Origin of the sequence: Bradyrhizobium sp. HKCCYLRH1030 (genome assembly GCF_051168395.1) — a bacterium.
In the GTDB taxonomy this organism is placed as follows: Bacteria; Pseudomonadota; Alphaproteobacteria; order Rhizobiales; family Xanthobacteraceae; genus Bradyrhizobium.
Genome location: NZ_JBNPUY010000011.1, coordinates 235,615 through 249,062 on the forward strand (window position 1 = coordinate 235,615; position 13,448 = coordinate 249,062).

The window sequence follows — 13,448 nt, forward strand, 5'->3', positions numbered from 1 at the left end:
CAATTCAGCACGAGAATTCAGTGACCACTGCTCTTCGTACGCCCCGTGGCTCAACGCCGCGCAAGAACACATCAGCAAAGCGCTCCGCGTCACCAAAGGCCGCCCCGCGGAAGAAGACATCTGTTGCGGCAACGACGAAGGCTCCGATTCGGACTGGCATTTCCTCCTCGTCGCCGCTGGGCATGTTGGCGCTGTATCTTACCGCGCGATGGCGTGCTTCGGGCCGGGGCGGACTTGTGTTTCTCGCCGAAAATGAGAGCCGAGCCGAGCTGTTGGGTTCGATCATCCCAGTTATCGAGCCGGCCTGTGATGTGCTCGTCTATCCCCGTTTGAACACGCTTCCGTTCGATCAGCTTGAGCCTTCACGTGATATCGCGGGCCGGCGGAGCTCCGTCTTGAGACGCCTTGCCAGGGCAAAAAAGCCGATCCTGCTGATCGCGACGGCGGAGGCCATAATGGAGCTCCTGCCGTTGCCTGCGAACTGGTCTCGTATCGGATTTCCCCTTCGGACCGGGGCCGTCTTTTCCGAGGAAGACCTTGAGGCCCGTCTGAAGGCTCTCGGGTACGACCTGGACGACAGTCCGGATTATCCCGGTGGAGTTTTGTTTCACGGCAACACCTTCGAGATCTTCCCGGCCGGCGCGTTCGGACCTTTTAGGATAGAGCATTCCGGAGGGAGAATCCGGCGTATTGCAGCGATCAATCCGATAGACCAGGAGGTGATTTCCGAAACGAAGGAACTCCTGATTGACCCGATGTCCGAGCGGCTGGCGTTCACGGGCCGGGCTCGAAGAAGGTCCAGCCTATTGGACTATTGTGCACGCGCCAAATGGATCGCCGACAGCACCGTGCCCAGGCACGCCGACACCTGGTTGAGCACGATCGAGGATGCGGCCGCCCGCAGTGAGCGTGACCGTGCCTATCTCAGCCGACGCGAATGGGAGCTGGCGGCCAGGAAGATCACTGTGTTGCCGCCAACCACTCCGTATCGTGCGACGCCAGAGTTCTACAAGGCAGCCTCTCCGCGGAAGGCGCTCCGTGCATTTATCGAGGAAGCCCAGCGCGGAAGCGCACGTGTGCTTTTCGTCGCTGCCGTCGAAGCGGATTTGCGTGTGATGGCCCGGATGAGCGCTATCAAGGCCGAATGCGTGCCCGATTGGACGCAGGCGACCGCAAGGGGCAGGCAGCAGGCCGCATTGTTGGCAGGCTTCGATGCGGGCTTTGTCGTTCCTGGAAAGAAGCCCCTCGTGGTCATCACTGCTGCCGACGTGCTCGGCAGCAGGGCACACCAACCGCAACCGATGAACTGGGCATGGACGCCCGGCTTCGATTCGGGAGATCTCCCCGAACTCGGATCCGTGGTCGTTCATCTGCAACGTGGACTCGCACGCCTTGGCGGCCTGAGATCCATGGGCACGGGAGATCTTTCGGCGCGCGAGATGGTCAGGTTGGTATTTGCCGGAAACGACGCCGTTCTCGTCCCTCTCGCAGAATTGGCGCTGATCTGGCCCTACGCCGCTGAGCTCGGAGACACCTCGCTGGACAAGGCCGACGGCAGCTCGTGGCGGCCGCGGCGAGCTGCTGCCGAGACGGAGATTCACGTGGTCGCAAAGGAGCTGGCCAAGCAGATGAGTCAGCGCCGGCGGCGCCCGGCTCCGAAGCTCGTGCCGCGCCCTGCTGTCTATGAGAAGTTCGTCGCGCGGTTTCCCTATTTCACCACCTCCGATCAGGCGAAGGCCATCCGCGACGTTCTGGATGATCTTGCATCGGGGCACCCGATGGACCGGATCGTCTGTGGAGACGTCGGCTTTGGCAAAACCGAGGTGGCGCTGCGCGCAGCGGCAGCCGCCGTGCTGGCCGGAAAGCAGGTCGCTATCGTCGTGCCGACGACAGTGCTGGCACGACAGCATGTCGAAACCTTCCGCAAGCGCTTTGCGCCTCTTGGCATCGATGTTGGAAACCTGTCGCGGGTTGCCTCGACCGCCGAAGCGCGAGAGGTAAGGGAGCGCCTCAAGAGCGGAGAACTCAGGGTCGTCGTCGGGACCCTCGCGCTCGCATCCAAGGAAGTGAGATTTGCCGAACTTGGCCTGATCATCATTGACGAGGAGCAGCATTTCGGCGCTGCCGAGAAAGCCATGCTGTCGGGCCTCAATAAGAACGGCCACCGGCTCTGGATGAGTGCGACACCGATCCCCCGCACACTTGCGGCCGGCTTGACGGGCTTGAGGGATCTCAGCGTGATCGCAACCCCGCCGGTCCATCGTGTTCCGGTTGCCACCAAGGTCGCACCGCTTTCGGACATAGCTATCGCCGCTGCGCTGGTTCGTGAGCACAGACGTAACGGTCAGAGTTTTGTCGTTTGTCCGCGGATCCAGGATCTCGATCCCATGCTCGCCAGGATCCATGCGCTGGCGCCGGAACTACGTATCATTGCCATTCACGGCAAGATGCCGACGGACGAGATTGACGAGAGGTTGATGGGGTTCGTCGAAGGCCGTGCCGATGTACTACTTGCGACCAACATCGTGGAAAGTGGCCTCGATATCCCACGTGCGAACACCATCGTTGTGTGCTGGCCCGAAAAATTCGGCCTGGCACAATTGCATCAGCTCAGGGGGCGAGTAGGACGGGGCGGCATCCGGGCGTTTGCACATTTCCTGACGGAAGGCGGCTCCGAACGCTCGGAAAAGCGGCTTTCCGTTCTCGAGGAATTGAGCCGTCCGGGCGCTGGCTTCGCGATCAGCGCTCGCGACCTCGATCTCCGCGGCGGCGGCGACCTGCGCTCCGATCGACAATCCGGCCACATGCAGGTGTTCGGACCGACGCTCTACGGCCACCTTCTTACGCTTGCCCTGGAGGGAGACCGCGATGGAATGTCCGCCCTCTGGATCCCCGAGTTGAATCTTCCCATTCCTGAGCTGCTTCCTTCGAGCTATGTGCAATCGGAGGCGGTCAGGCTGGAGATCTACGCTCGAGCCGCCCGGTGCCGGAGTGATGACGAACTGGAGGAGCTCGAGGATGAAACGCACCGCCGATTCGGCAAGCTGCCATCCGAGGCCAGCAATTTCTTTGCTGTCGCCAAGCTCAGGATAAGTTGCAGGCAACGGGGGATCATGCGTCTCGATGTCGGCCCGGATGCGATTGCTGCAACGATGCTCGCAGGGAGGATCGGTAAATTACGCTCGCGGTCACTGCAGCGCGAGGGCGATCGCGTCGTCTATCCCGGGCGCAGCGATGAACCTGCTTTACGACGGGTCGAACAGTTCTTGGATCTGCTGGACGAATGACGAGGGATGCGCCACTCAACTTGAAGCGGTCTTGTGTGATCTCCTCAGGCCCCGAAATGAAAGCGATGGCGCTTGACCCTTGGCAAGGACGATTGAGAGAACCCGTGTTGCGCTGACGCAGAGACGATCGTTCGAGGCTGTTCTGAAGCAGCTCGTCGGATGCCGTGGATCGTTCGAGTTCAGAGCTGCGCTGGCGGCCGACCCAGCCCGGACCCAACAAACGAATGCGCCAGTGATAGAACCAGCTTCACCTTCTGCGGCTTTGATGGTCACCAACTCATACTATGCAAAAGAACGCTATTTTGGTTTTGATCCAATCAGCCCCATCTGAGCGGATGTCGCCGGCTCATCTGTTCGAGTCCCTGTTGCTGAACGGGTGCACGCGTCGACTCGCGCCTTAGCGCGTCCGCGGCGAAACCGGAGACGTGCGCCGGGCGGATAGGCTCGCGCCAACTGATTGTGCTCGATCCGGTGTTGCATCATGTCCCGTCGGGTCTGGCGCTCGTCGAGCATCAGGACCAGATCCGAGCAGGGCTTGGTCGAACACAGCAGCAGAAAGCCGGCTTCAGCGTCCTGAGGGTAGACCGTCAGCGCATCGGAGCGGTCCACGTTGCCCGATACCAAGCGCGCGGCGCATGCGAGGCACCAGCCCTGCTCGCAGATGTAGGGCGTCTCGATGCCGGCGTCGATCATGCTGTACAGCAGATATTCGTCGGATATGGCGTCGAATGTGAACGTCCCCTCCGGACGTTCCAGCCGTATGCGAAACCGCCTGGTGCCGCCTTCATTGGTCATGGCCGAGAGCTCCCTCATCGCTCACCACCGGCTGTCGGGCAATGCGACGTCGCCGATGCGGCCGCTCGCGTAGCAGTGCGCGGCCGCGATGATCCGCGCCGCAACCGCCAGCTCGCTTTGATCGCGCGGCGCGTAGACCACGAGGCTCTGCGGCGGCACGGCGCCCGCCATGTAGCGTGCGAACGGATGCACCGTGCCCCAGCCCTTGGCCGCCACCTTCTGCGCCCATTCCGGCCGCAAGGTCAGGTGCAGCGACCCGTCGGGGCGAACGATGAGCCACACCGGCGCGAACACGAAGGCCTCCGGCTGGCCCATGGCATGGATGTCATCGAGCGCGAAGGCGCGGCCTGCGGCGTTCATCGGCGCCGGTACCTCTTCGACGCCAGCCAGCGCGCAGGCGCAGGACACGAGCTGTGCGGCGTATCCGGCGGGCGAGGTGTCGCCGAGCTGGTGGCAGGGCCATGTTGGTGCGAGCCGCGGCGCGCTGCCGGGACGTGTGGCGAGACGGCGCAGTCCAGGCGCCATCGCCCAGATGGGTGCAGCACCGCGCACGCCTGCTCTAGCCGAAGCTGTCATAATGAACCTGCGTGATCGGAACATCGGCGGCGCGCAGCAGCGACCTGACCGCGTTCACCATGACCGGCGGGCCGGCGACGTAGAACTCGGCCGCCGCGGGATCCAGGACTGCGCCCTGGATGACATCGGTGACGAAGCCGGCCGCATGCGGCCAGCCGGACGGCGCGTGCTCGACCACGGGCAGGTAGCGCGCCCGGGGAGTTTGCGTGATCGCCGCCGCCAGCATGTCATCAGCGGCGAGATCCGCCGGCGTGCGGGCGCCGTAGATGACGTCCGCGGGCGATCCGAAATCGAGGTGCGCAGCCGCGGCCTCGCGCAGCATCGCCAGGATCGGCGCGATGCCGGTGCCCCCCGCCACGAACACCTTGCGGCCCGGCTGTCGACGCAGCGTGCAGACGCCGAACGGCGCCTCGATGGTGATGCGCGTCCCCGGAGCCAACGCCGCGAGCGCGTTGCTGCCTGTGCCGCCATCGTAGCGCTTCGCAATGAACTGCAGGATGGTGCTGCCCGGCAGGTTGCACATCGAGTAGCAGCGCCGCAGCCCGTTGCCGAGATGCAGGATCGCATACTGCCCCGGCCGGAAGTCGATCGGCTCGGCCGTCTCGAAGCTGAATTGGCGGATCTCCGGCGCGAGATCGTCGATGCCGCGCAGGGTCGCCTGTTGCTCGACGCATCGCGGCGTCGGCGCGGACCAGTCGCCGGGACCGCGGGCGATCGTGACGTCCGAGATCGCGCGGGACTGACAGGCCAGGATGCGGTTGCGTCGTGCGTCGCGCGGATTGACCGCCGGCGCGCCGGGAAAGATCAGATCGACCTGCCCATCGATGAGCGTCACCTTGCAGGCACCGCAACTGCCCCAGCCGCATTCGTAAGGCAGCGCGACGCCCCCGCGTCGCGCTGCCTGAAGGATGGTGTCATGGCCGGCCGCGTCGATCGCGACACCGTCGGGCTCGATGCGGAGTTGCCGGGTCATCCACGCCATCCTTTCGGCTTGGGCGGTCGGCGCAGCACGCCGACCGCGTCTGCCAGACTACAAGCCGCAATCCGCGATCAGCCTCGCCTGGGCCGTCATGGTCCGCTCCAGGATCGCCCGTGCATCGTCGGCACCGGGCGCGGCCGAAAGTGCCTCGCTGAGGCCGCGCGCGGCGCGCTCGCCGAGCGGCATCCACTTCGCGACCCACTCCCGCAGCAGAACCGCATGCTCCGGGACCTTGCCGGTGGCGTAGCGCACCAGGGCCTTGGTGGTCTCGACGGCATAGGCTTCGTCGTAGTTGCGGAAGTCGTCGTGCAGCAGCGCCAGCAGGTCATCGTCGTTCGTGCGCGCCAGATCGGCGATCTCGCGGTTGAAGGCGTGATCGAAGATCGGCCGCAGCACCAGATTGCGGGAGACGAACGCTTCGCCCCAATCGTAGGCGATCAGCTGCTTCTCGATCAGCTCGCGCAGGCCCTGCCATTGCGGCGCCTGCGTCCAGACGGTACGGGCAATGTTGCTGTCGGCGAGCTCCGGGCGGCCGGTGTCGAGCGCGAGCGCCTTGGCCAGATAGGCCTGGCGCTGCACCCGCCGCATCTCGTTGCCCATCTGGAAGTAGAAGGTGTTGGTCACGAACGCCGACGGCGCCATCTGCGCGACATAGGCCGCGCTCATCTGCATCGCGTGTCCCGGGAAACGCACCGGCAGATAGGCCTGGCCGAGGAAGTCGAGCCACGGCGCAGACAGCTTGCGATAGCTGTCCTGGCGCTCGAACTCGTCGATCAGGTTGTCGCAATAGACCTCGCGATCCTTCTGGTCAGTGACATAGCGGCGATAGGTGTAGGTGAGGGGATCGCGATAGCCCTCCCAATCGTCCAGCGTGAGCCTCGAGCCTTCGCGATTCCTGAGATAGAACTGGTTGATCGACCAGTTCTCGGACAGCTCGAACGGTGCCGGCGCGCGGCGGAAGTGGCTGTGGAACTTGTAGGTGACGGCCTCGTATTCCGACGGCAGCCGGCGCTCGGTCCACAGGCTCCAGGTCTTCTTCTGCTTGCGCGCAGCCGGCTTCGCGGTCATCGCGGTCATGACGTATCCTCCCGGAATTTGTTATGTGTGGATGGTCCAGACCCATTCGTCGTCCATCGACTCGAGCCGTCCGCCGAACGACACCAGGCTCGGCTCGATCTCGGCGAGCCGGAATGGCCGCCCCAGCGCCACCTGCATGCTCTTCTGCGTCAGGCGGAAATTCCGGTCGGCCTGGACGCGGACATAGCCGCCGCGGTCCTCGATGACGATCTCGACGTCCGGATTGTCCTGCTCGCTCGCCGCGATCACGGCGTCGATGATGTCCTCGTCGACGCCCCTGATGACGGGGCCGACCAGTTTCGGTGCTGCTGTCGTGGTCATGGGCTTGTCCTATGCGTCCTGCTCGGTCTTGTGGCGGAGGCGGCGCAGCCGTCCGTCGTTGGGCACGCCGACCAGAATCGCTTCGCCGTCCTTCTTCACCGCGTAGCGGAAGAGGCGGCAGTCGCGCGGGTTGAGGCCGCGGCCGTCATCCATGCTGAACTCCCACTCATGGGCCGAGCAGGTGATGGTGCCGGCTTCGAAATCGACCTTGCCGTCCGCCAGCAGGATCTCCTGGTGCGGGCACATGCCCTGGAAGCAACGCAGCTCGCCGCCAGGAAGGTGCATCACGATCACTTCCTCGCCGTCGACCTCGACGCCGATGAAATCACCTTCCCAAAGGTCGTCCAAGGTCGCGACCTGCCTCCACGTCACGCCGGCATCGTCAGACATAGGCCACCTCGATCCAATCCATCGGCTGGATTCCGGACTGTGCCACCGTCATCGCGGACGGCAGCTCGCGGCCGTTGTAGTAGACGCATTTCGACGCGTTCTTCTCGGCGACGCGCAGTCCGACCGCGTGCTGGGCGACCTTGTCGGCCACGATGCTCATGCTATCGCCGTCGTCGACGGGGATCAGCAGGACGACGAAGTCGCCGCGGAAGTTGGCTTGGAGCGGGAACAGGGCCACGCTTACCTCCCAGATTTGTTGTTATATCTGTGGTCGTGTCGGGTGGGGGGCATCGCTCGTAAGCGGCGCCTGTCAATTCATGCTGGGCGGATCATTCGGCCGCGAGGCGAGACGCGCCATTCCAGGCGTAGCTCTGCGCGTCATTGCCGGCGACATCGGGCGTGATGCCCATATATTGCAGCGCGCCTTCCAGGTTCGGCGGCTGGATGTGTCCGGCTAGGAAACGGTCCACGATCGAGAGATGGGTGTCGTAGCGCTCGGGCTGGCTCTTCCACACCCATTCGCAGACTTCGCAGCAGAAGTTCAGCTTGCGACCGTTGTGCGTGGTGATCCGCGGCGCCTGGCCGATGCTCGGGCTGCAGATCGGAATGTGGCAGCAGTTGCAGACGACCGGCAGCGTCGCCGGATAGGTCTTTTCGATCTGGCCGGTGCGGACATTGTCGCCGATCACGTCCCACAGCTTGCCGAAGCGGTCGTTCCAGCCGGGATATTTCTGCTCGAGCCAGTCGCGCTCGGCCGCGGACACGCCCGCATCGGGATTCCACCACACCGTCGGCCGCCAGAACCAGACGCCCATGTGATAGGCGTGATGGACCCAGTCGAGCTCGGGCAGGAAGTGCTTTTCCCAATACCACGGCACGTTCATGCCGAGGTCCTTGAACTGGTCCATGAACTGCCGGCAGATCCAGTCCTGCATGAACTCCTTGAACGACATCGTCCGGCTTTCCAGCGGCGTGTAGTAGTCCATGGAGATGCCGGTCAGCAGCGCGAACAGCTTCCACGACCGCCAGAACATCTGGTCGACCATCTTCTGCGCCTCGGCCTTCTTGCCGTTGTTGATCATGATCTTCAAGGTCGGCTCGCCCTGCTGCGAATGCCGCGCCTCGTCGGTCTGGATCGAGGAGATCAGCGCACCGAACTCGATGTCGCCGACATGCAGCGCATCCGAGGCCATGCCAAGGAACTGCAGGTTGGTGAAGCCGGTCTCGAAGGTGAAGGTCAGCTGGATCGCCGTCGACACCGCATCATTGGCGGTGAACATGTCGTCGAACAGGCTGCGCGCCGCGATCACGCCCCACTCGTTGGTGTGCATCGCCTTGTGGGCCCAGTCGAATTGCGGGTCCTTTCCGAGCAGGCAATAGGGGAAGTAGATCTGCGCCTGGCCGTGGCGGCATTCGTCGAGGGTGCCGAAGGTGGCCATGTTGCGCCAGGCAGCAGCGCGGCCGAACCGGGCCATGCGCGCCTCGCCGATCGAGGCGAAATATTCCGGAACCGGAATGGCGCCGTAATGCGCCTTGATCGCCGACTTCCAGCCGGCATCGAGATTGTCATACAAATTGGAGCGCGCAATCGTCGAGCGGATCGAGTAGATGCCGTCGTCCTTGCCGGCCTGATTGTGGACGTACTCGCGATAGGTCAGCTTGTACGGCTCGTCCCAGCCCCACCACTGCTCGCCGTGGATGCCGAAGCTCTTGGACAGCTCCTCGGGAAAGACCTCCTCCTCGCTGACATAGGAGAAGGCCCAGTTCATGTCGCGGGCCGTGTCGTAATAGTCCCGCCGCTGCAGCTTCGGCATGCGTTGCTCCTCCCGAGCTCTGTGATCGCGTTCGTTGCTCTTCGTTGCGGTCCGCTGCCGCCCTTGAACGGGCGAACGTTGTGCGGCGCGTGGCGATGGCGTACGAGTCAGGCGGTTAGACCTGATAGATCGTCGCGCGATGTTGTAGGATCCAGTGTAGGCCGCATTCTTTGGTTTTTCTTTAGGCCGCGGGTGCGCATGAACATCGGCGTATTCGGGCGCGATCGTGAGCGCAGTCGACCGCATTCCTGCTGCTGCGCAAGCGACGAGATGATGCAATGCGAAGGGAAAGCGGCGGCGAGGATCGGCGCGGCCGTATCGACCAAGCGGGTCGATCTGTTCAAGCGAGCAGCTCGATGCCCGTCATCGTCCCACTGCCGATGATGCGTGCGGCGTGATCAAAGACCGGCGCAACCCTCCGGCCGTTCAGCGGCTGCGGCCGACGACCTGCAGCACCAGACCGTCGAGCGCGTCGGTGATCGAGATCTGGCACGCGAGGCGGCTCTCCGGCCGGACGTCCGCGGCCTCGAACTCGAGCAGGTCGGCCTCGATGTCGCCGGCGGGGCCGACGCGCTCCAGCCATGCCTTGTCGACGTGGCAATGGCACGTGGCGCAGATGCAGGACCCGCCGCATTCGCCGATGATGCCATCGACACCATTGCGCTTCGCCGCCTGCATGGCGCTCTCGCCGGGCTCGGCCTCGACAAGGCGCACGGTGCCGTCCGTCTCGATGAAGGTGATTCTGGGCATGGGTCGTTGCGTGTCCCTAGATGAACTGCCGGCCGCCGTCGATGATCAGGGTCTGACCGGTGATGAAGGCCGCGGCCGGCGACGCGAAGAACAGCGCGCCGCCGACCATGTCGTCGACGTCGGCCGCGCGCTTCAGGGCTCCGCGGGACACGCCATATTGGGCGGCGTTCTCCATCAGGCCGAGGCTGGCCTCGGTGAGCGTGAAGCCGGGCGCGATGACGTTGACCGTGATCTTGTCGCCGCCGAGCTCGCGCGCCAGCGCACGCGTCATCGCAATGACGGCGCCTTTCGACGAGACGTAGTGCAGCCACATCGGCGAGCCGCTCATGACGGTGGCCGACGAGACGTTGACGATCGCGCCACCGCCGGCGCGTCGCAGCAGTGGTGCGGCCGCCTTGCTCATCATCCATACGCCCTTGATGTTGACGCGCATCACCCGATCCCACTCGGCCTCCGGGATTGCCTCGAAGCCGCGGCGTTCGAGCCCGGCATAGATCGCGGCATTGTTGACCAGCACGTCGAGGCCGCTCATGCGCGCAAGCGCGAATTGCGCCAGCGCCGCGGTGGACGTCTCGTTCGCGACGTCGACCTCCGCGGCGTGCGCCCGGCCGCCGCGGTCGCGGATCAGCCGCGCGGTGTCGTCGGCGCCGCCGAGACGGATGTCGGCGGCGACGACCTCGGCACCGGCTGCAGCAAAGGCGAGCGCGAATCCGCGGCCCAGCCCGCCGGCGGCGCCGGTGACGATGACGCGCTTGCCTTGCAGTTGGATCGGACTCATGTGGCAACCTCGATGTGCAGCAGATCCGCCATGAACGCAGACGCCGTGCCCTCGGCGATCAGCGCTCGGGCCATGGTGGTGCCGGCCTCGGTCAGCATCGACGGCAGCACGAAGCTTTCCAGCATCGCGAGCGTCTCCTTCGGCGGCGTATCGAACCAGCCGCCGATCGTCGCGACCCCATGGCCGGTGAAGCGCCACAGCTTGTCAGCGTCCTTCATCAGCGCATCCTCATGCGAGATCGCCGTCTTTCGGGTGTCGTGGCCGTCGATGATCGCCAGGATGGTCTCGACTCTTAGCCCGGGGATCGCCAGCCGTGCGAACGCCTCGGCTGCGATCTTCACGCCCTCGATCTCGTGGGCACGTTGCAGCTCGGGATATCTGGGATTGGGGCCGACGGCGGCGGCGAGCTGCTCGGGCGGGAATTTCTTCCAGCCGACGTCGTGCATGAGGATCGCCGGCAGCACCACGGCGGCGTCCGCGTCGGGATGGATCCGCAGCAGCGCCTGGCCGAGACGATAGGAGATCAGCGTATGCTCGTCGTTGGAGCGCACGTCCAGCCACGGCCGCGCCTCAAGCCAGATCGGCAGATCCTGGTCGCGCAGAAAATGCATCATCGCAGCTCCGCGTCGTAGCTGAGATAGATCGTCTTGTATTCGAGATAGTCCTCGATGCCGTAGCGGCCCTTCTCGCGGCCGATTCCGCTCTGCTTCATGCCGCCGAACGGCGCGCGCTGGCTCGATCGCTGGATGTCGTTGACCCACACGGAGCCGGCTTCGAGGCGCTCGGCCAGGGTCAGTCCTGTCGCCAGGTTGCGCGAGAACACGAAGGCGGCCAGCCCATAGACCGTCGCATTCGCGAGCCGCAGCGCCTGGCTGCGTTCGTCGAATGGGGCGACACCAAGCACGGGGCCGAACGTTTCCTCGGTCATGACGAGCGCGGAGGGGGGCGCATCGGCGATCACGGTCGGCGGCAGGAACCAGCCCTTGTCGTAGAGTCCGCCCGTCAACCGGACGCCGCCGGTCAGCACGGTTGCGCCATTGGCACGGGCATCGGCGATCTGCCGCTCGCTGTTGCGGTAGATCTTCTCGTTGACAACAGGTCCCAGCGCGCAATTCGAGGTCAGGCCGTTGCCGACGTCGAGCTGCGCGACCTTGTCGGCGAGCGCAGCGAGAAAGGCCGCGTAGATGGGGCGCTCGACATAGACGCGGTTGACGCGGTAGCAGAACTGGCCGGAATTGGCGAAGGCGTGACGGGCGATCGCAGCAGCCGCTGCGCCGATATCGGCGTCGGCGCAGACGATGGCCGGGCACTGGCCGCCGAGCTCGAGGGTGACGCGCTTCATCGTTCTGGCTGCAGCAGCAGCGATCGCCTTTCCGGCCCGGGTGCCGCCGGTGAAGGCGATCTTGCGCGGCGTCGGATGCTCGATCATCTGCATACCGAGGTCGGGGCCGCGGCCGGTGACGACATTGAAGCAGCCCTGGGCAAAGCCGGCGGCATGGAAGATCTCGGCGAGCCGCAAGGTCGACAGCGGCGTGTCCTCGGCGGGCTTGGCGACGACGGTGCAACCGGCCATCAGCGCGGCGCCGAGCTTGAAGCAGAGCAGCGTCACCGGATAGTTGAAGGGCGTGATCGCGACCACGACGCCGACCGGCTCGCGTGTGATGATGATCTTTTCGCCGGCCACACCCGTCAGCGGCATCTCGGCGTGCAGGCGCAGGCCTTCCTCGGCATAGACGTCGAGCAGATCGGCCGAGCGCTGAATTTCGCTGACGGCTCCCGCCAGCGGACGGCCAAGCTCCCGGGTCAGCAGGCGACCGAGCTCATCGGCACTCTCGCGCATCAGCCGCGCCGCGTTCCTCTGCAGGCGGGCGCGCTCTGCCACGGGCGTCGTTTTCCACGATTGGAATGCGATGTCGGCCGCGTTGATGGCGGCATCGACATCCGCGCGCCCGGCCTCCGGAACGCTGTCGACCGTCTCGCCCGTTGCCGGATCGACAACGTCGAAGGTCGCTCCGCTTTGGGCTGCAACCCAGCGGCCATCGATGAACATGTCCATGTCCGCGACCTCTCGTTCAGATCAGGTCGAGCATCAGCGCGGCCCGGGTCTCGCCCAGCGCCTCCTCAGCCATGAGTCGTCCGGCTTCAGTCTCGAGCACGGCGAGCTGGGTCGTCAGGCGCGACGCATATTGGCGCGGCGTCATCTTGAACCAGTCGCAGGCCACCGCAACGCCGGTGGTCGTGTAGCGCCACAGCTTGTCGGCGTCGCGCACGATCCGGTCGTTCAGCGAGCGCGGGTAGGGGCGAGTGTCGTGACCGTCGATGATCTCGCCGACCGCGACGATGATGTCTTCCGGCCAATCCGCCTGTTCGAGGACGTCGCGTGACATGCGGACGCCTTCGCTTTCGTGGAGAAAGCGCACATCGGACTGCATCATGTTGGGACCGAATCCCTTCTCGATGATGTCCTTCATGTCGATCGTGTACCAGCCGATGTCGTGCAGGATGATTGCGAGCGAAACGATGTCCTCGTCTGCGTCCGGATATTGAGCGAGCAGCTTGCGCGCATACGCATAGGACAGGGGAATGTGGACGTCGTTCTTGCGCGCGCGCATGTACGGCTCGCTGATGCGCCAGACTTCGTCATAGCGGTTGCCGACATCGGACCTATCGAGCATTGCAAT

General features: G+C 64.7%; 14 protein-coding genes. 1 reads left to right on the forward strand and 13 read right to left on the reverse strand.

What is annotated here, in order from left to right:
* Positions 1-182 precede the first annotated feature (182 nt).
* Positions 183-3,287 (forward strand): DEAD/DEAH box helicase, encoded by a 3,105-nt coding sequence (locus ACQR1E_RS28510; protein WP_315826743.1) that lies wholly within the window; start codon positions 183-185, stop codon positions 3,285-3,287.
* Positions 3,288-3,584: 297 nt separating this feature from the next.
* On the opposite strand, the gene ACQR1E_RS28515 is transcribed toward ACQR1E_RS28510, so the two are convergent.
* The 13 genes from ACQR1E_RS28515 to ACQR1E_RS28575 all read right to left on the reverse strand — a co-directional run bounded on the left by ACQR1E_RS28515 (position 3,585) and on the right by ACQR1E_RS28575 (position 13,442).
* Positions 3,585-4,082, reverse strand: coding sequence for a 2Fe-2S iron-sulfur cluster binding domain-containing protein (locus ACQR1E_RS28515; protein ID WP_315716258.1), 498 nt, complete (start codon positions 4,080-4,082; stop codon positions 3,585-3,587).
* A 21-nt stretch (positions 4,083-4,103) separates the two neighbouring features.
* The gene (locus ACQR1E_RS28520) at positions 4,104-4,634 is read right to left on the reverse strand and encodes a luciferase family protein (RefSeq protein ID WP_315826575.1); all 531 of its coding nucleotides are present in this window, start codon (positions 4,632-4,634) and stop codon (positions 4,104-4,106) included.
* Positions 4,635-4,641: 7 nt separating this feature from the next.
* A complete protein-coding gene (locus tag ACQR1E_RS28525) occupies positions 4,642-5,631 on the reverse strand; it encodes a 2Fe-2S iron-sulfur cluster binding domain-containing protein (protein ID WP_315826576.1) in 990 nt (329 codons plus the stop codon).
* Between the two features lie 57 nt (positions 5,632-5,688).
* A complete protein-coding gene (locus ACQR1E_RS28530; protein WP_434897856.1) occupies positions 5,689-6,714 on the reverse strand; it encodes an aromatic/alkene monooxygenase hydroxylase subunit beta in 1,026 nt (341 codons plus the stop codon).
* A 21-nt stretch (positions 6,715-6,735) separates the two neighbouring features.
* Entirely contained in the window at positions 6,736-7,035 is a 300-nt protein-coding gene (locus ACQR1E_RS28535) for an MmoB/DmpM family protein (protein WP_434897857.1), read from the reverse strand.
* Positions 7,036-7,044: 9 nt separating this feature from the next.
* Entirely contained in the window at positions 7,045-7,425 is a 381-nt protein-coding gene (locus ACQR1E_RS28540) for a Rieske 2Fe-2S domain-containing protein (protein ID WP_434897858.1), read from the reverse strand.
* Positions 7,418-7,663: a toluene-4-monooxygenase system B family protein gene (locus tag ACQR1E_RS28545; RefSeq protein WP_315716251.1), complete on the reverse strand. Its 246-nt coding sequence runs from the start codon at positions 7,661-7,663 to the stop codon at positions 7,418-7,420. Before ACQR1E_RS28545 ends, ACQR1E_RS28540 begins: the two co-directional genes overlap by 8 nt.
* Before the next feature lie 91 nt (positions 7,664-7,754).
* Positions 7,755-9,239: an aromatic/alkene/methane monooxygenase hydroxylase/oxygenase subunit alpha gene (locus ACQR1E_RS28550; protein ID WP_434897859.1), complete on the reverse strand. Its 1,485-nt coding sequence runs from the start codon at positions 9,237-9,239 to the stop codon at positions 7,755-7,757.
* A 426-nt stretch (positions 9,240-9,665) separates the two neighbouring features.
* Complete coding sequence (locus ACQR1E_RS28555; protein WP_434897860.1) at positions 9,666-9,989, reverse strand: 2Fe-2S iron-sulfur cluster-binding protein; 324 nt, start codon at positions 9,987-9,989, stop codon at positions 9,666-9,668.
* Between the two features lie 16 nt (positions 9,990-10,005).
* On the reverse strand, positions 10,006-10,767 hold the full coding sequence (locus ACQR1E_RS28560; protein WP_434897861.1) for an SDR family NAD(P)-dependent oxidoreductase: 762 nt from the start codon (positions 10,765-10,767) through the stop codon (positions 10,006-10,008).
* Positions 10,764-11,381, reverse strand: coding sequence for an HD domain-containing protein (locus ACQR1E_RS28565; RefSeq protein WP_434897862.1), 618 nt, complete (start codon positions 11,379-11,381; stop codon positions 10,764-10,766). Before ACQR1E_RS28565 ends, ACQR1E_RS28560 begins: the two co-directional genes overlap by 4 nt.
* Positions 11,378-12,823 (reverse strand): aldehyde dehydrogenase family protein, encoded by a 1,446-nt coding sequence (locus ACQR1E_RS28570; protein WP_434897863.1) that lies wholly within the window; start codon positions 12,821-12,823, stop codon positions 11,378-11,380. The genes ACQR1E_RS28565 and ACQR1E_RS28570 overlap by 4 nt, the downstream gene beginning before the upstream one ends.
* Positions 12,824-12,839: 16 nt before the next feature.
* Positions 12,840-13,442 (reverse strand): HD domain-containing protein, encoded by a 603-nt coding sequence (locus tag ACQR1E_RS28575; protein ID WP_316165503.1) that lies wholly within the window; start codon positions 13,440-13,442, stop codon positions 12,840-12,842.
* Positions 13,443-13,448: the final 6 nt, after the last annotated feature.